At 37.9% G+C, this 17,896-nt stretch carries 13 protein-coding genes and 1 pseudogene; 7 read left to right on the top strand and 7 right to left on the bottom strand.

Annotated elements, in window-relative coordinates:
• Nucleotides 1–220: 220 nt before the first annotated feature.
• The 4 genes and pseudogenes from FHR29_RS03855 to FHR29_RS03840 form a co-directional block, all read right to left on the bottom strand.
• Entirely contained in the window at nucleotides 221–2,257 is a 2,037-nt protein-coding gene (locus FHR29_RS03855; RefSeq protein ID WP_183912434.1) for a glycoside hydrolase family 97 protein, read from the bottom strand.
• A 912-nt stretch (nucleotides 2,258–3,169) separates the two neighbouring features.
• Nucleotides 3,170–3,404: pseudogene (locus FHR29_RS03850) on the bottom strand (acetyltransferase); the annotation flags it as partial.
• A gap of 4 nt (nucleotides 3,405–3,408) precedes the next feature.
• The gene (locus FHR29_RS03845; RefSeq protein WP_132842578.1) at nucleotides 3,409–4,050 is read right to left on the bottom strand and encodes a hypothetical protein; all 642 of its coding nucleotides are present in this window, start codon (nucleotides 4,048–4,050) and stop codon (nucleotides 3,409–3,411) included.
• 120 nt (nucleotides 4,051–4,170) lie between these two features.
• Nucleotides 4,171–4,881 carry a hypothetical protein gene (locus FHR29_RS03840; RefSeq protein WP_183912432.1) on the bottom strand — a complete coding sequence of 237 codons (711 nt, stop codon included), beginning with the start codon at nucleotides 4,879–4,881 and terminating at the stop codon, nucleotides 4,171–4,173.
• Nucleotides 4,882–5,743: 862 nt separating this feature from the next.
• Between FHR29_RS03840 and FHR29_RS03835 the strand changes: the two genes are divergently transcribed.
• A complete protein-coding gene (locus FHR29_RS03835) occupies nucleotides 5,744–6,124 on the top strand; it encodes a VOC family protein (protein ID WP_183912430.1) in 381 nt (126 codons plus the stop codon).
• Between the two features lie 51 nt (nucleotides 6,125–6,175).
• Here FHR29_RS03835 and FHR29_RS03830 read toward each other — a convergent pair whose 3' ends face one another.
• Nucleotides 6,176–7,558: a M20/M25/M40 family metallo-hydrolase gene (locus tag FHR29_RS03830; RefSeq protein ID WP_183912428.1), complete on the bottom strand. Its 1,383-nt coding sequence runs from the start codon at nucleotides 7,556–7,558 to the stop codon at nucleotides 6,176–6,178.
• Nucleotides 7,559–7,763: 205 nt separating this feature from the next.
• On the opposite strand from FHR29_RS03830, the gene FHR29_RS03825 reads away from it, so the two are divergent.
• The 5 genes from FHR29_RS03825 to FHR29_RS03805 all read left to right on the top strand — a co-directional run bounded on the left by FHR29_RS03825 (nucleotide 7,764) and on the right by FHR29_RS03805 (nucleotide 15,579).
• Complete coding sequence (locus tag FHR29_RS03825) at nucleotides 7,764–8,360, top strand: RNA polymerase sigma factor (RefSeq protein ID WP_183912426.1); 597 nt, start codon at nucleotides 7,764–7,766, stop codon at nucleotides 8,358–8,360.
• A gap of 78 nt (nucleotides 8,361–8,438) precedes the next feature.
• Complete coding sequence (locus FHR29_RS03820) at nucleotides 8,439–9,506, top strand: FecR family protein (RefSeq protein ID WP_183912424.1); 1,068 nt, start codon at nucleotides 8,439–8,441, stop codon at nucleotides 9,504–9,506.
• A gap of 88 nt (nucleotides 9,507–9,594) precedes the next feature.
• A complete protein-coding gene (locus FHR29_RS03815; RefSeq protein WP_183912422.1) occupies nucleotides 9,595–12,843 on the top strand; it encodes a TonB-dependent receptor in 3,249 nt (1,082 codons plus the stop codon).
• Nucleotides 12,844–12,910: 67 nt separating this feature from the next.
• Nucleotides 12,911–14,680 (top strand): RagB/SusD family nutrient uptake outer membrane protein, encoded by a 1,770-nt coding sequence (locus FHR29_RS03810; RefSeq protein ID WP_183912420.1) that lies wholly within the window; start codon nucleotides 12,911–12,913, stop codon nucleotides 14,678–14,680.
• 44 nt (nucleotides 14,681–14,724) lie between these two features.
• On the top strand, nucleotides 14,725–15,579 hold the full coding sequence (locus FHR29_RS03805; RefSeq protein WP_183912418.1) for an endonuclease/exonuclease/phosphatase family protein: 855 nt from the start codon (nucleotides 14,725–14,727) through the stop codon (nucleotides 15,577–15,579).
• Between the two features lie 69 nt (nucleotides 15,580–15,648).
• Here FHR29_RS03805 and FHR29_RS03800 read toward each other — a convergent pair whose 3' ends face one another.
• The gene (locus tag FHR29_RS03800) at nucleotides 15,649–15,888 is read right to left on the bottom strand and encodes a helix-turn-helix domain-containing protein (RefSeq protein ID WP_183912416.1); all 240 of its coding nucleotides are present in this window, start codon (nucleotides 15,886–15,888) and stop codon (nucleotides 15,649–15,651) included.
• A 174-nt stretch (nucleotides 15,889–16,062) separates the two neighbouring features.
• Between FHR29_RS03800 and FHR29_RS03795 the strand changes: the two genes are divergently transcribed.
• Nucleotides 16,063–16,758 (top strand): alpha-ketoglutarate-dependent dioxygenase AlkB, encoded by a 696-nt coding sequence (locus FHR29_RS03795; RefSeq protein WP_221197795.1) that lies wholly within the window; start codon nucleotides 16,063–16,065, stop codon nucleotides 16,756–16,758.
• A 96-nt stretch (nucleotides 16,759–16,854) separates the two neighbouring features.
• Here FHR29_RS03795 and FHR29_RS03790 read toward each other — a convergent pair whose 3' ends face one another.
• Nucleotides 16,855–17,823, bottom strand: coding sequence for an ROK family protein (locus FHR29_RS03790; protein ID WP_132773587.1), 969 nt, complete (start codon nucleotides 17,821–17,823; stop codon nucleotides 16,855–16,857).
• Nucleotides 17,824–17,896: the final 73 nt, after the last annotated feature.

The following is a 17,896-nucleotide window of genomic DNA, read 5'->3' as shown; positions in this document are numbered from 1 at the left end:
AAAACTTTCAAAATTAAATGCTAACATGAAACTGGAAATGGTGCTTTGAAAGTGCATACATGTGGCTTCAATCGGCTATATTTTAAAACGGATTATCATTTTTTAATCTATCACCTTTCGGGTAATATTTTCTTTCTTACGAAAGTTATTAAGACAGGTAAATCAATTTGTTTTTGCACAAAATAAAGCGTCCGTTATATAACGGACGCTTTATTTAAATTTATTGACGGATAAAACGGGCGACTAAACCACCCCCCGATATAAAATCGTATTTAATGTTACTTTTAGATGTCACCACTGATGTTTTGATTATGATTTTCTTGGCATCATCTGTATTATCCTGAATGAGTTCCATTTTGTATTTGCCTTTGGGCAAAAAGTCAAGTGAAAAAGTTTCTGATCTGACTCCCTCACCATGTAGCACGCTGAGGTACCAGAGATCATCTTTTCTTCTTGCAAATGCCGCTAATTCTCCAATAGTACTCTGCGGCAAAACAATTGTTTTGTCCCACTCCACAGGAACACTTTCAATAAAACTCCGCGCTGGAGAAGATTGCAGATCTTCAATATCTGCTGCAAACATCAAAAATGGTGAAGTCATGATATACATGGAAGCCAGCTGATGCGCATAGCTCGTTCCTCCTGGCCAAAAGGCTCTAAAATTGAGCAGGGTATAATCTGCAGGCCCTGCTAACCAACGTGTAAAAGGAATAACGGTATTGTGATATGGCCACGGTGGTCCTGGAGCCCATGAATTTTCTCCGCCAACGGTTTCTAAACCCCTTACTGCTTCTTTTGCTAGAAGATTGGGATAGGTTCTCGAATCTCCAGTCGGTTTATTCACGCCGTGGAAAATGACCATCAGTTTTTCTTTTGCTGCATCTTTCAAGATGTCTTCCATTAGGTTAACGGTGTATTCATTTTCCGTGTGGAAAAAATCAATCTTTAGGCCTTTGACCCCTATTTCTGCACATTTCCTCATAAATGCACGACGTTCTGAGGGTAAATTTAGGCCGATGTCACTACCATTGCCATAACGCGGTGCTACGGGTCTCCACACCCAGATATCTATTCCTTTTGCTGTAGCATAGTCTGTGACTTCCTGCAACAGCTGCCATTTGTTTTTAGTGCTTCCTTTCTCTGATCCCCATTTTTCCCATCCATCGTCTATAACCAGCGATTTAATATTCAAAGCAGGGGAATCGTCAATATATTTTTTATGAGTCTCCACACTTAGCCGTTCCTCTCCCCCTTCCCGTAACCAGGTGAAAATGGAACGGCTTGGATGGATCCACTCGGTCTCCATGCCTTTAGGAAAAAGCTTTGGATCTGGTTTATCGGCAACATTGCTGACCATATCATTATTAACTAGGCCGTTCAGATCCGAACTGATGGTCAGCACACGCCATGGAGATACGATTTCATTCGAATCGGTATTTGGTTTTGCGATCCAGGGAAGTCCGGTCACTTTCTCATGCCAGTATTGACTGGACGGTAGTCCGATCTTAGCTCCAGTAACCACATGTCCTTTGTTTTCCACAAAACCAAACTTGACTTGATTGGCTTTTGTTCCGAACAGGACAGCCCCATGAAAATTGAACAGATTACTCTCTGTAATGGAGGCATAAACGCCATTGGGTAATAAGAAAGTAGGTGGCGGTGCCAATAGCTCACCTTCGATCTTTGCTAGATCACGGTGCTGATACTGTTGCAACCAATCATACTGAAAGGGTCCGCTGGAATACCATACTTTGGTACCCTGTGGAAATTGGAAGGTTGTTTTGTCATCATAGATAGCACGGGATTCTTTTGCTTCAAGGCGGTATCTGATCGCTATACCGTTTGGGTAAACGCGGGTATCTAAATAGAAAACCTGACCGGTTGGATTATGCTTCAGCTCGAAAGTCTTACCGATATAATGATCGCGATTGAATTCGTGATTGCCACGACTCTTATAAGTTTCGTCATGTTGCGTATCTTTAACATTTAATATGGTAACATCGCTCGCTATGTTTTGGTTATCTACCACCATACCTAAGGGAGAAGCCAAAATAGCTGGCTGACCTTTGTATTCAACAGCATAACGAATATCATCTTTTAAGATCTCTACATTTAGTCTGAGTACTCCTGCTGCAATTTCTTTTTCATCTAAAATCGATTGTGGTGAGCTTAATGTGTAATTTTGTGCATGTAAACAGCCGTATAGAAATGTACTGCTGAAAAGCAGGCCTACGGCCTTAATGGTTGTATTGGTCATATGTACGATTTTGTTTTTTTTCGGAGTTACATAAATTTTGGTCTTCATCCATATACCTTCAGATTCCTTTTATAGCTGACCTTATATCGCGTATCCATCAGAAAATAAGCACTCGAGTTCTCCACTTTCATTTTAACACTCCGAATCCAGAGCTGAAAGAAAAAACCCTTTCAGAATTTTTCATAAATTGAGAGTAATCGTTGACTCCCCCACTTACTTTCAAAAATGAAACCAACTCCTGATCTTTGTATTTTTTTATCAAACATAATTTCAGATTCCACATCGAAAACAGTTAACTGCGTAATGCATTCTTCCTTAATAAAGGATAAAGATTTATAAATCAGATTATATACCCATAAGATGTACATACGGATATCTAATTGGTAACTATACAGTATTTAAGCAATATTGTAGTACAATAATATTGTAAATCTATATAATATTATAAGTCAATATTGCTACATGTATATGCTATATTACCATAAAGAACCTTTAAATTATAAACCATCAAATAGGTATCATTATTATGATAGAGTTGAGATAGAAAAAATCTTTATTACTGCTTTTATATTCAATGACCACTATGGCACATACCCAAGATATATGTTCATTTAGCTTCCGCTTTTTACTGAAATGAGTTTGTTTGCCTAATACAATATCTGTGATACATATATGGTATTCTTTTAAAAATCTGGCATTAGGATGTGAATGAAGTCTATAGAAAAATTGGAATATTCACTTTTGATAGTCCAAATTCCTTCGTTTAAGAATGGACTTCAGGAGAAGAAAAAGAGTCGGGTCAACTTTTAATTATAATCGCTTAAATATAAGCACTAGGGCTATCTGAACTAAAAATAGAGACTGAAATTTGGAGAGTGAAAAACGAAAGTCCAACCGAGACAAGGCCCCTTTTTACTCTTCTAACCTTTTAGTAAGATACTCCAGGTTTTCGGTTATCATTTCAATATCCCAATCCCACCATTGCAAGTCTAAAAGCTCTTGTACTTTCTTTTGTGAGAATCTCATTTTAATGAGTTTTGCAGGATTTCCCCCCTAAAATCGAATAGGGCTCCACATCACGTGTGACGGTAGAATTTGCAGCTATAATAGCACCATCACCTATTTTTATACCGGGTAAAACTGTTATATAATTAATAAAGATCTTTATCAGAAAATTTAATATCTTGTATTTTGGGTAAAGGTCTTATTAAAACTCTTTTTTTTCGAACCGCCAGCGGTTTAGTAGATCCTAACTTTTCATCAGATTCGGTTCTAATACCTGTAATCAAGTCAAATTTAGTTTCTGTGAATATCGTATTTTCATCAATATAACCTTTGGTAGCACTGTATATAAGCTTATCGACATAAATCAATTCAAAATTCCCTTTCTTATATTTGAAGTGGTAGGTAATATTTCCACCTTTAATTTCGCTCCACATTTTTAATATTCCATTTTCTATAAAGAAACTAGGAATTTGATAGCCATTAAACTTGCCGTGGTTTTCGGTGGGATACTGAGGTTCGATAATTTTATCTGAGGATGCCGTCAAAGCTAGCTTTCCGTTAGGTTGAGATAAGAAAATTTGCAATCTTAACGGCCTGGTTTCATCTATAGTATCCATTTTTACAGTTACTCTATCGATTTTACCATCGTGATTTAAGTCCCCCTTTTCTTCTCTTACCTCGTAAGTATACTTGTTTTTATTTTTAATACTTTGGGAGAATACATGCGTCGGGACTGAAATTAAAATGAAAATAAAAGAGCGGTAAAAATATTTATTGATGTTATTCATTTTATTTGGTTAATGAAGTGATAAGTATCGCAACTTGTATGATTACCTATTTTATTTATTTTTTTATATGCCTGACGTAGTTTGTGCGTATTAATCAAAACTGAAATTTCCCTGATTATGCTAAAAGGGCATTGTTACAACTCTAGCTTTATAGATCCCCTTTTCTATCTTAAACAATACAACATACCCTCCCGCTCCATCACCATTGAGAGTAGTGATGTATAAAGTATCATTTAGATTGTCATAGTAACATCCTGCAAACTCATTATTTACATTAAATAAGTTCTCAATTTCCTTTTTTGGGATCTGGATAATTCTTCCTTTTATCGTAGCTGTTATGGATGTATAATGGCTTGCAGGAACTGTACCATCTGTGCCCCAGACCTGTTGCCCTTTGAATTTGTCATCAACGATATAATCCTCATATTTTGTCGATGAAAAGTATCTTTTATTTTTTTTGTAATCAAATTTTTCTGACTTAATTTCCACAGAAACATCTTTCGATATAAATTTTGCAATGCTATCATTAAAGGATTTAATTGGGATCTTTTCATAGGATTCGATTAGTTTAATCCTAGATTGGTGTACATATCCAGTAATATTCTCATTTTGACGATCGGTATAGTCAACAATAACCCAATCTCGCAGTTTTTCATCGGGAAATGCATACACAATCTCCTCTGTATTGATTTTTGAAACGATGTCGCTCGTAATTGTCGCTTGCTTCCTCACATTTACATAGCCATCTTTATCAATAATTTTTGCAAATTGTGCGTAGGTAAAATGGCTTAATGTAAGCAAAAGTAATGTAAGTAGATATTTTTGATTCATTTGAAATAAAGTTATTAATTATAATATCTTAACCTGGCTTCGAAAAAGAATTTGATTTTTTGCAAAATCGTATATTTTCCCAAACCAGATCAAGTGTCTCGTGTGTATACAAGATCTTTAAAATGCTAAGTTGCTCAATTGATTATTTCGGAGGCATAACTTTGTCCTATAAAATTAATATAATTAAACTAGTTTTTGACAAGAGGATTATATGTTATCACTTATTAAATAACCTTATGCTTACTTGCTCAATTTAGAAAATAGCATTTCGAATATCTCATTTTGATTATTATCAAAAAACTTAACCCTTACGTTAGAACCTAGTTTGAAAATATTCCAATTTCAAAAGTATTGCTCGAGAGAAATATTTAAAATCATTATAAGTCGTAATTATAAAAAGTTCCATGATCAATATTAGTAAAACAATATGAATTAAAAAATTGGAAAAACTATTATCTTAGACAGATAATCCAATATGTGTTTAAATGCAAACTCTGCTTTTATCTGCTTTTTTATTTTAAGTAACCATTGCTCAAAAAAACAAAATTGTGAATATTGAATTTACAGTTTTTGAGATCAACAATAAGCAGGTCAATGATAAACCGTATTGGATCGATGTTATGGACGCTATTTTAAATTGGTCATTAAAAATTTAGAAAACATCCATGCAGAATCTTTATAAAAAAAAATACATTTCAATACAAATCATGTTAATGTTGGCTTTGCACAGTTCTTTTACTGACCAATTGGATGAAATCTCTACTAAAGCATTTAATTTTGCTACAGGTAAATTAAAACAGTGCTACTTGCCCCTTCTTCAAATCAGTAAGACCAATAATATTTTACCAAACAAAATACCCTTATGTCCCAAACAAACCCAGTGATCTACTTTGAAATTCCAGTCCATGATCTAAATCGTGCGGAGAAATTTTACACTGCAGTATTTAATTTTAAATTCGAAAAAGAAATCATCGATGGTTATGAAATGTCCCTTTTTCCTTTTCAGGAAGCTAGTGGTGGTATTTCTGGAGCACTGGCCAAAGGTGATGCCTATACACCTACCAAACAGGGTGTTATTATTTATTTTAAGACGCAAGATATGGATGCAACACTTGAAAAAGTTATTTCGGAAGGTGGAAAAATATTATATCCAAAAACTATAAATGATTTACTTGGTTTTATTGTTGCTGAGTTTGAAGATAGCGAGGGGAATAGAATTGCTTTACACCAAACGATCAAGTAAAAAAAGGAGCCATATTATAGTTTGGCTCCCTTTCTATTTATTGTTTAGCTCTTACGGCTGTTCTATCTGTTGATCAACTAAATACAGCAAAGAGGCAATAGCCGCTACTCCTGATTGCAGTTCTCGTTTATCGACGGCTTCAAAGACATCTTTTGCCGTATGGTGCAGATCAAAATAACGATGCGGATCTGGTCTAAAGTTGAACATTACGGTATTTGGAAAATGCTGTCCCCAGACTCCTGAATCTACTCCCGGACTTCCCTGTAAAAAACGTGATACCCAGAATTTCTGTTCAAATAAAGGCTTCCAATGTTGTTGCATCCACACAACCCTTTCGGCGGAGGCTTTAATGTCAAAACCCCTAGGTGCAAATCCACCAGCATCACTTTCTATTGCGGCAACAATCTGTTCCCGCTTATCTTTAGCGACCTGTCCATAGGTTGATGCACCATGCACTCCATTTTCCTCGTTCATATAAAATACTAAACGGATGGTGTGCTTAGGCTTATATCCTAATGCCATCAAAGTACGTATCGCATCTAGAGTCCCCATAGTACCGGTTCCATTATCGTGTGCCCCTTCTCCTACATCCCAAGAATCAATATGTCCACCGATCGTGATAATCTTATCAGGAAATTCTGCACCTTTCCATTCTGCAATAACGTTGTGTGTCTGCACCATTCCTTTCCAAGCGGAATGCTGCTCCAGATAAACTTTTGTGTGAGGATTGGTTTTTAATGCTTCGCTCAACTTAATGGCTGAAGTCGCAGATATTGCCATAGCAGGAATACTATCGATTCCTTTGACATAACCTGTTCCTCCTGTATGGGGATAGTCATCAGTTGTGGATGATGATAAAGATCGAAATAAGTAAGCTACTGCTCCTAATTTAGCAGCCTCAGCTGGACCGCGACTTCTCTGACTTGAGTTGAGTCCATATGCAACACCAGTTTCTACGATAGACTCGTCCCATGGTTTATTGACGAAAACAATTTTTCCACGTACCTGGTCACCAAATTTCTTCAGATCACTTAACAATTGGACTTCAATAACCTCGGCTGTTATCCCTTTGGATGGAGTGGCTACTGAACCTCCTAACGCGAGGATATTTAGAGACTCCTTTGAACCTACTATGTAGGCTTTTTCTTTTGGACCTCGATCCCAATAAGGGAGTTTTACATCCTGTAGGTATACCTTGTCGAAATCAAGTTTTTCCATCAGGCTTTTGGACCAGACTACAGCTTTATCAGCCGCAGGTGATCCGGCAATACGATGGCCGATCTGTTTTGTGAGGTAGTGCAAATTGTCGTAAGCCTGTCCTTGATAGAAAGATTCATGATAGATTTTATCTAACATCATGGAATCCTGCTGTGCAAAAACTGCAGTGGTAAAGGTGGAAATAGAAAGTAAGGTTAGTAATGCTGTTCGTTTCATTCGTTTATTTTGTATTCAATGGAATAAACATAGTTATTTTTTTTAGGATACGGGTATTTCTTTTCCTTTGGCGTTCAATTTTATAGATTAACATTTCCTTAATGACAACTTTACATCTTGATAGCATTGATTGGATAGCTTTGTCTACCATAAAATGGATTGCGATTGCAAATCCTGAAACGATCTGCCAAATACATGTACTGCTATGGATAACTTTCTAATTACAGATACCTCACAACAACCTATTGCTATCGACATGCATAAGTTTGCACAGTTGTATGACACATATGCAAATGCGGTATACGCTAATATTCTGCGTTTGGTTAAGCGACCTGAATGTGCTGAGGATTTATTGCAAGAGGTATTTACTGCACTTTGGCAAAATAGACTAAAGCTGGTGGATGAAAAATCAATTCCTGGGTGGCTATTTGTGGTGAGCTATAATAAATCCATTACTTTCCTTAAGAAAAAGGTGAAAGAAGCTATTGAAAGTGTGGATACTTATGATCAATACCTACAACTTGAAAATGAAGATGTGATTGATGAAGATCTGTATGAACAGCAAATCAGGATGATCCATCAGGCGGTTGAAAAATTACCAAAAAAGAAACGGGAGGTTTTTAAACTTTGTCGATTTGAAGGGAGATCTGCGGATGAGGTCGCAAAAATAATGGGGATAAGCAGTCATTCTGTTAAAGATTATCTGAAACAGTCTAACCGTGCAATCAAAGATTATATCCAAAATGAGGCTCCATATACTGCACTGGGACTATTGGTGATCTTTTATACCGAGCATCTTTAGAATTTACATAATCTTAATCATTTGTTAATCCAAAATTTCATCCCCTAAACCATCATTGCTAGTATTTATACCAACGATATGAATACAAAGCAACTTATACAGAAATTTTGGTCCGGTTATGCTTCTCCAAAGGAGAAACAGCAATTACTCGACAAACTCGAAATAACAGATCATGAACTCAAAGCGGAACTGCAAAAGGAATTTGATCAGCCGACTCTTTTATCGGAGAGACTAAGCCCAGAACAAAAAAAGAAAGTTTATGACCGTCTCATCACGACAATCGGAGACCAGTCTGCTCGTAAAAAACAATCGTTATCCCGTATTATTGTCAAAATAGCGGCAAGTTTACTTCTCGTTGCAGGTGGACTCTCGATTATTTGGAAAAATCAACAGGATTTTGTTCATACTTCGGTTACAGTACTACCCCTTCAAAAGCGGATTGTGAGCAGCACGAGTGTATTTGTGAGACATATATTGCCAGATGGTACAAGCGTCACTTTATCTCCTCATAGTTCCTTGACTTATAACCCTCAGTTTACGGATACCTCCCGTATGCTTTCTCTAACCGGAAAAGGAAAGTTTGATGTTACAAAAGATAAACACCGACCTTTTACGGTTATCTCAAATGGAATAGCTACTACTGCTCTGGGTACAGTCTTTATCATTGATGGGCAAAATAATAAAGAGACCAATATTCATCTGGTAGAAGGATCTATCCGAGTAGCACCTACAGCCCAAAGTTTGCACAGATTTCATGAAACGGTATTGCGTGCCGGCGAACAGATCGTCATCAATAATATGACCAAGCTATTGGAATGGAAAATATCAAAAAAAGCGAAAAGTCCTATCAAGAATATGGATCCTATTCCGCAGCATAGCGTTGCTGTATCGTTAGCAGCAACTTCTTCAAGCCTGAATTTTGAAAAAGAAAATCTAAAAACGGTATTTGCTTCAATCGCAAAAGCAAAGCAGGTTGCAATTATATATGACGGTGTGAACGTCAATCAACTGACCTTTACCGGTGCTTTTGAGGCATCTGAAAGCATCGAAAATATCCTACATATTTTATGTGGTCTAAACGAGCTTGAATATAGAAAAGAGCAATCTACTTACTATGTGAGCAAAAAGGCTGAATCTTCCAATTAATGAGCTGATCCACTGAAATTTCCTTGGATAGACAAAGTATAATTAATGTATTACGTGAAATCATATTGACTAATTTTTTAAAATAAACATGAAAATTAACGAACACCTAAAAAAACGAGCATTGATTTTCGCACTGGGGAGCATTGTGCTTACATCTCCGCTGTACGGGCAACAAAAAGGTCGTGTAAAAGGAACTGTCGTCAGCCAAACAGGTTCGCTCCTGTCTGGCGTAACTGTTACGGTCACCGATTCTCTGAACAAAGTGATCACCAATACCGCCACAGATGCTAAGGGACTATTTCTATTTGAATCCCTTGAAGCTGGTAAATCGTATAACATTCGATTTTCAATCGTCGGTTATGGAAACAAAGAGGAAAATAATTTTATTGTTAAACCTGCGGACAATAACTCCATTTTGATCCGAATGGAAGAAGGTTCTTCTCAACTGGACGAGGTTGTTGTGGTGGGTTACGGTACGCAAAAAAAAGCTAATCTTACTGGAGCTGTCGATATGGTCGGCAAAGAAGTGTTTGAAGGACGCATGGCTGCTAATGCAACGCAAATGCTACAAGGTGCTGTTCCAAATTTAAATATCAATCTGGCCGATGGCAAACCGAGTCGTTCAGCGAGTTTTAACATACGCGGCACGACTTCCATTGGTCAGGGTGGAGCTGCTCTTGTTCTGATTGATGGTGTGGAAGGTGATCCTGCAAATTTAAACCCGGATGACATTGAGTCTGTATCTGTTTTAAAAGATGCTTCATCGGCTGCGATATATGGATCGAGGGGTACTTTTGGCGTAGTACTTATCAGTACAAAAAAAGCAAAACAGGGTCGCACTTCTGTCAATTATTCGGGTTCCCTGGCAAGCCAGAAGCCGACCGCAACGCCTCAATTTGTAACGGACGGCTATACCTATGCATCCCATTTTTCGGAGGCTTACAATTCCTGGAATAATTATTCATCAATTCCGAGTAAGATGAACAAGACACAACCTTTTTCACTGGCCTGGCTGGAAGAATTTAAAAAGCGCAATGATGCCGGTATTCAGGAACAGGTGACTGTCGATGGTAATGGAAATTACGTGTATTATGGCAATGAAGATTATTATAAAGCTTTGATCAAGGATAATACGATGGCTCAGAACCATAATATCGCGATCAATGGATCTTCTGGAAAAACAGATTTTTACCTTTCGGGAAGATACTATGGCTACGATGGTCTATATCGCTATAATACCGATAAATTTAGAAGTCTTAATTTAAGAGCAAAGGGAGGCATACAGGTGACCAACTGGTTACGTATCGCTAATAATTTAGACTATTCGGCCAAAAAGTACCATATCCCGATGACTGTTGGTGAAGGCGGAAATATTCTGCGTAACATCGCCGATGAAGGGCATCCGACCTCTCCTATCTTCAATCCTGATGGAACGCTTTCATATTCTGCGGCGTATTCTGTGGGAGATTTTATCATGAGTAAAAATGGTAAAGATACCGATGATGGTCTATTGCGTAATACAACAAGTTTTGAAACTAAATTTTTCAACAACACGTTCAGAGTAAAGGGAGATTTCACTTTTATGAATAAGGATGATGTGGCGACAAGAATACGTATTCCTATTCCTTATAGTATAAAGGAGGGTGAAATCCTTCAGCTGGCAACCCAGTATAATGATATATCAAAGTATGTGCTTCAAGAACGTAACTTATTTACAAATATCTATGCGGAGTATGAGAATACGTTTAAACAGAATCACTACTTTAAAGGGTTAATTGGGTATAACTATGAGCAAAAGGTAAGAGAAAGTGTTGATGTTTCTAAAAATGGACTATTAACCAATGATGTCAGCAATATTAATCTTGCTCTTGGGGATGCCATTACTGCTTCTGGTAATTATGAAAAATACCGGATCGCAGGATTATTTTTTAGAGCTAACTATGCTTACAAAGACCGCTATCTGTTTGAAGTGAACGGTCGTTATGATGGCTCTTCCAAATTCCCGATAGGTTCGCAATGGGCGTTCTTTCCTTCTGCTTCTTTGGGCTGGAGAGCATCGCAGGAAGATTTTTGGTCTGTAAATCCTGAAATTATCTCAGATTTGAAATTTCGAGGCTCTTACGGCTCTTTAGGGAATGGTAATATTAAATCTTATTCCTTTTTACAGATTTATAACATCAGTACTTCTGACCGTATCATAAACGGTGAACGGCCACGCTATACGCAGCAACCGGTAGTACTGCCCGATCAGCTAACCTGGGAAACGGCGACCACTGCCAATTTTGGGGTGGATATGAGTTTCTTAAATGGTAAACTGCAATTGGTAGCCGATATGTATACACGTAAAACAACTGATATGTTTACTGTAGGCATGACATTGCCGGATATATTTGGTGCTACATCTCCTAAAGGTAACTATGCTGATATGACCACAAATGGTTATGAACTTACACTTTCTTACAACAATCGATTTGATGTGGCGGGTAAATCATTGCGCTATAGTATTAGAGGAACCTTAGCTGACTATAAATCTAAAATCGATAAATACAATAATCTAACAGGTACGTTAGGCGATTACTATGCCGGTCAAACAGTCGGTGAAATCTGGGGATACGAAACTCAAGGTCTGTTCCAATCGCAAGCGGAGATTGACAATGCCGCAAAGCAGATTTTAATCAAATCGTCTAGTGCTGGTATTGTGTATCCAGGCGATGTCCGTTTTGCAGATCTAAACGGTGACGGGAAGATCGATTACGGCACCAATACATTAGACAATCATGGTGATAAAAAAATCATCGGTAATAAGGATCCCCGGTATATCTATGGATTTAACTTTAATGCGGACTGGAACGGCATATCATTGTCCACATTTTTTCAGGGAGTAGGCCGTCAAAACTGGTATCCAAGCAATGAATCAATTTTCTGGGGACAATATAATAGACCGTACAATAATCTGCCGGAATGGCACTTAAATAACTACTGGACTGAGGACAACAAAGGTGCTTACCTACCCCGCTACGCTGGCTATAACCAGTCTATCAAAGAAACGCCTCAAACACGTTACTTACAAAATGTGGGTTACATTAGACTGAAAAATATTCAAGTTGGATATAGTCTCCCTAAATCTATCGTATCACGATGGGGCTTTCAGGATATAAAAGCTTCGCTATCGGGTGAAAACCTATGGAGCTGGTCACCGTTCTATAAGCATACACGCGATCTGGATGTAAGCAATATCGGTTCATCCGACCCGGATATCAGCGACAGTAATGCTGGTGATGGCTTCAACTATCCGACCATGAAATCAATCAGCTTAGGTATATCAGTCACTTTTTAACATTTATGATTAGAAAGATGCTTCTAGATAATCAGAAGCATTATGCAACGATTAAGAAAAAACACACATGAAAAAGATATTCTATTTATTAAGTATACTGGCTTTATGCAGCAGCTGTGAGCTAAATGAATTTCCGGAATCGTCAGCCTTAGAAGAAGACGTATTTGGAACCGAGGGAGGACTCCGTCGCTATTCGATCTCATTTTACAATGATCTGCCTTCTTCTTCTGATGCCTACAGATTGGACCAGATGTCTGATTATGGCGCTGTCAATAACCTCGACAATTTTTTAAAATTGAATGCCTATACGGCACAGACAAGTTCTGGATGGGATTGGAAGAACCTTAGAAATATCAATCATTTTTTAGCAAGCAATAACCGGTCAAACGTATCGGAAACAAGTCGTAACCATTATAATGGTGTTGCTCGCTTTTTTAGAGCATACTTTTACTATAAAATGGTCACTCGTTTTGGCGATGTGCCCTGGGTGGATAAGGCTCTTTCAATTACTGACAACGATATCTTATATGGTGACCGTGGAGACCGTACTGTAGTGATGGATCATATCTTGGCAGATCTGGATTATGCCTACGCGAATATACAGACCAGCTCCTCTACAGACGGTTCGGAGATCACGAAATGGACTGCTCTGGGACTGAAAACAAGAATTGCACTTTTTGAAGCTTCATTTCGTAAATACCATACTGAGCTGGGCTTAGCATCAACTGCAAACAAATATTATAAACAGGTGGTGGATGCCGCTCAGGAACTGATGACAAAGGGACCGCACAGTATCTATACCGCTAAAGGTCCCGAACTATCGCAACGTCAGCTTTTTGTCAGTGATGCTGCAGTTACTCAAGAGGTCATGCTAGCTATTGCTTTTAATAAGAACCTGGCCATCCTAAGTTCTGCGAACTGGTATTGGACTTCTCCGACCTATGGCCCACGTTATAGTTTTGTAAGACCGTTTATCAATACGATATTAAACCGAGATGGTACTCCGTATACGAATAGAACAGGATACAATACACAAGAGTTTTATGATGAGTGTCAAAATAGAGATTACCGCTTATCTCAGCTGATCCGTACCCCAGGCTATAAAATAGATGGAAAACCAGCAGCACCAAATTTTAATGGTTATTCGTACACAGGTTATCAGCCAATAAAATATACACTTGATGAAAGTAAATATGATAATGGACAGCTAAATACGAATGCTATTCCATTGATGCGCTATGCAGAAGTACTGCTTAATTATGCTGAGGCACGTGCTGAATTGGGTGAAATTACAGATGGCGACTGGCAAAAAACTATTGGTGCACTACGTTCGCGTGCAGGTATTACAGGAGGTACCTCGCAATTACCGACAGTGATTGATACTTACATCAAAGAAAAATTCTTTAAAGATATCGACAACCCTGTACTGCTAGAAATAAGACGTGAAAGACAAGTTGAACTGGCGCTTGAAGGTTTTAGATTTAATGATCTAAAAAGATGGAATGCGGGTCATATCATGGCTTCTTTAGAATGGTCCGGTATCTATATTCCGGAATTGGACAAACCGATGGATCTGGATCGCGACGGCAATGTAGATGTTATCTTCTATGATGGCAATAATAAAGGTCCTTCGGTAACGGTTGGAGCCAAAGTTGCAAAAATAGCTATTGGTGGACCAGCGACTAACTACCAGACGTTAACTGCAGATAAACATCTGGAGTGGTTTAAAGCGCAAACACGTACCTGGTATGATGACGGCAGACAGTACTACTATCCAATACCAAGCAATGCGATTGTTTTAAACAAAAATTTGAAAAATTATCCTTTCTGGCAATAGTAGGTCTGCTGCTTAACCTAGTAATATGAATATTTAGAAAAAATATGAAAACACGCTATATCAAAACCATGCTCTGCCTCATGATTTCGGCAGTTACATTAACTGCTCAGGCTCAAAAAATGCGCGTGGCGACGTATAATCTTCGCTATGATACGCCTAATGATAGTCTGGACCGCTGGCAAAACAGAGTGACTCCGATCGCACAATTAATCCAATTTCATGAATTTGATATCTTTGGGACACAAGAAGCATTAAAGAATCAATTGGATGACCTTAGTAAGCAACTTCCTCAATTTGAACGTTATGGACTAGGACGAGATGACGGTAAAGCTGCGGGCGAGCATGCGGCAATTTATTATAAAAAGGACCGTTTTGAGCTGGTCAGTAAAGGCGACTTTTGGTTATCTGAAACTCCAGATAGACCAAGTCTAGGATGGGACGCGCCATCCAACATCAGAATATGTACTTGGATACAGCTAAAAGATAAAGATTCTAAAAAGTCGTTCTTCCTCTTCAATGCTCATTACGACCATCGCGGAATATTAGCCCGCAAAGAATCGAGCTTGTTAATATTAAAAAAGATTACTGAAATCGCAAAAGAACAGCCAGTTATACTTATGGGTGATTTTAATGGCGATAGCTATTCTGAATGGTATAAGAGTTTAGCGACATCTGATTTATTGAAAGATACTTATCATATGGTAAGCATGCCCTATGCTTTAAATGGAAGCTCCAATGGTTTTCGGACAGGTGAAAAATTCCCTGTTCATAATACGATCATTGATCATATTTTTGTATCCAAACATTTCAAAGGTCATAAATGGGGAATTTTGACAGATACTTATTCCGGTAAATTTCCTTCAGACCATTTCCCTGTACTTACTGTACTGGAACTCTAATGATACATTTTAAGCTAAAAAGCTGTACTACCTAAAAAATAGTACGGCTTTTTTGCAATATAAATTATTCTAACTATTTTCAATTAGCTCTGTTTTTTGATCCAAATTGTTCAAATCTACCGTAATCAGTGTATCGATACTGATCTGATGATATTGACATAATTTCAATAAGACTTCTATCGGAGGCTCTGAGAGGGCTTCCTCGTACTTCGCGTACCTAGCGCGTGTAATGGTTAAGTCTGCTGCTATCTCGCGCTGTGATATCCCTTTTTGTGCTCTTAAATACTTCAAGTTTTTTGACAACATCATACTGCTAATATTTATAGCTTCAAATTAAACAAAAATACTAATATAATTAGTATTTTTGTTGTATCATATTTTAATAAGCATAATAGGAACGTTACTATATATAAATCCGAAGAGCCAGCTGCTGTTTTTGATAACCAAAAAACGTACAATTGGAGACTCTAAAGTTTATAGTAAATGAAGAAAACACCTATTGACTGTTACCACTTTACTAAAACATATACGATGAATTTATTTAATGACACTGAAATATTCGCACCTGGCCATGGAGGTAAGGTTGTATTCGATGTACCTGATACGGAACTCATGCTAATTGATTCTTTTTTTTCAAAGGAAGAATCGGACCATTACTACAATATTTTGCTCCATACTACGAAATGGCGCGAATATGAAATGGAGATCTTTGATAAAACAGTTAAAGCGCCACGCATGATCGCTTGGTATGAGGATAAAAGCAATTTGGGTGCTGATCCCGCAGGTCCTGACTGGACCACAGCACTATTAGCCATCCGAAAACGAGTGGAAGAAGAAACTGGTTTAAGCTTTAATGCTGTTTTACTCAACCTCTACCGTAACGGGAAAGATGGTGTTGCGTGGCATAGTGATCATACTGATAAGTCTGGTCCTAATCCTGTGATTGCATCGGTCAGTTTTGGGGAAACACGTTTATTCCGATTGCGTCATAAATTTCTAAAGAATATAAAGCAGATCGAAATTCCTCTGCATCATGGATCTTTCCTGCTGATGGCTGGTACGACAAACAGTTGCTGGCAGCACCAGGTACCTAAAACAGCTCGACAAATCCTGCCCAGAATAAATCTGACCTTTAGAAGGGTCTGCCGTGCTAAAACTCGTGACGATGTGGCTTTATAGGAGTGTCCGGCTGTTAAAATTTAATTTACATTAAAATCCATCAACCGGACACTGTTTATGAAAACGATCGTCTTAAAAGACGCGTTTTATTTTCTTTTATTGTTCCCAAACGAGTGCACTTGCACCTAAAATTGCGGCATCTGCTTCAGGAAGTTCACTAAATACCAATCTCACTTTATCTCTAAAGATGGGAAGTAGGTTTCTTTCCATATGTAATTTTGCAGGCTTGAGAATAAAGTCTCCGGCTTGAATAACTCCGCCAAACAATAAGATCGCCTCAGGAGATGAAAACATCACAAAATTAGCTAATGCTTCACCCAGCTTCTGTCCTGTATAGCGGAATACTTCAATAGCAATTGGATCTTCTTTTATGGCACACTCGTAAACTGTTTTAGAATTGATTGATTCTTCTGGATATTGATTGAGCATAGAACTTGGAAATTCTGCTCTCATTTTCTTTGCTGTAATGGCTATGCCGGTAGCAGATGCATATGCTTCCAGACTTCCTTCCGAACCTGTACTCCAGTGTTTTCTACCTCCTGGTTTTACAATGGTATGTCCTAACTCTCCCGCAAAACCATCATGTCCATAGATTACATTTCCATTGGCAACGATTCCGCTTCCTACACCTGTTCCTAAAGTAATCATGATAAAATCTTTCATACCACGTGCTGCTCCGAAAAGCATCTCTCCCAAAGCTGCCGCATTCGCATCGTTGGTAATGGTACACTCCATACCAAATTTATTTTCCATAAGTTCGGCAAAAGGAATTACACCTTTCCAAGGTAAATTAGGAGCTAATTCTACCGTACCTGTATAGTAATTACCGTTAGGTACACCGAGACCAATTCCATCAAAGTTTTTCACTGTACCGTATTTCTCGATAAGTGGAGAAACCTGAAGATATAATGCATCAATAAAATCTTCTATTTTCTTATATTCATCTGTTCTTAGGGATCCTTTTTCTAGAACTTCCCCGCGATGATTTACCACTCCGAATTTCGTATTGGTTCCTCCAATATCGATTCCGAGAGCGACTCGTCTTGACAAGTTTGTTAACGCCATTTCTCTGTTTAATATGCTAAATCGCTAAAACTATAAAAAAAAATGTATAAATGCGCTATTTAAAAATACTTAA

The organism is Sphingobacterium sp. JUb56, assembly GCF_014191365.1.
Lineage (GTDB): Bacteria > Bacteroidota > Bacteroidia > Sphingobacteriales > Sphingobacteriaceae > Sphingobacterium > Sphingobacterium anhuiense.
This window is presented reverse-complemented; position numbering and strand designations above follow the sequence as displayed.

Excerpts from the sequence above, each read along its gene's own strand:
- FHR29_RS03855 (WP_183912434.1), bottom strand. The coding sequence starts at position 2,257 with ATGACCAATACAACCATTAAGGCCGTAGGCCTGCTTTTCAGCAGTACA.
- FHR29_RS03845 (WP_132842578.1), bottom strand. The coding sequence starts at position 4,050 with ATGAATAACATCAATAAATATTTTTACCGCTCTTTTATTTTCATTTTA.
- FHR29_RS03840 (WP_183912432.1), bottom strand. The coding sequence starts at position 4,881 with ATGAATCAAAAATATCTACTTACATTACTTTTGCTTACATTAAGCCAT.
- FHR29_RS03835 (WP_183912430.1), top strand. The coding sequence starts at position 5,744 with ATGTCCCAAACAAACCCAGTGATCTACTTTGAAATTCCAGTCCATGAT.
- FHR29_RS03830 (WP_183912428.1), bottom strand. The coding sequence starts at position 7,558 with ATGAAACGAACAGCATTACTAACCTTACTTTCTATTTCCACCTTTACC.
- FHR29_RS03825 (WP_183912426.1), top strand. The coding sequence starts at position 7,764 with ATGGATAACTTTCTAATTACAGATACCTCACAACAACCTATTGCTATC.
- FHR29_RS03820 (WP_183912424.1), top strand. The coding sequence starts at position 8,439 with ATGAATACAAAGCAACTTATACAGAAATTTTGGTCCGGTTATGCTTCT.
- FHR29_RS03815 (WP_183912422.1), top strand. The coding sequence starts at position 9,595 with ATGAAAATTAACGAACACCTAAAAAAACGAGCATTGATTTTCGCACTG.
- FHR29_RS03810 (WP_183912420.1), top strand. The coding sequence starts at position 12,911 with ATGAAAAAGATATTCTATTTATTAAGTATACTGGCTTTATGCAGCAGC.
- FHR29_RS03805 (WP_183912418.1), top strand. The coding sequence starts at position 14,725 with ATGAAAACACGCTATATCAAAACCATGCTCTGCCTCATGATTTCGGCA.
- FHR29_RS03800 (WP_183912416.1), bottom strand. The coding sequence starts at position 15,888 with ATGATGTTGTCAAAAAACTTGAAGTATTTAAGAGCACAAAAAGGGATA.
- FHR29_RS03795 (WP_221197795.1), top strand. The coding sequence starts at position 16,063 with ATGAAGAAAACACCTATTGACTGTTACCACTTTACTAAAACATATACG.
- FHR29_RS03790 (WP_132773587.1), bottom strand. The coding sequence starts at position 17,823 with ATGGCGTTAACAAACTTGTCAAGACGAGTCGCTCTCGGAATCGATATT.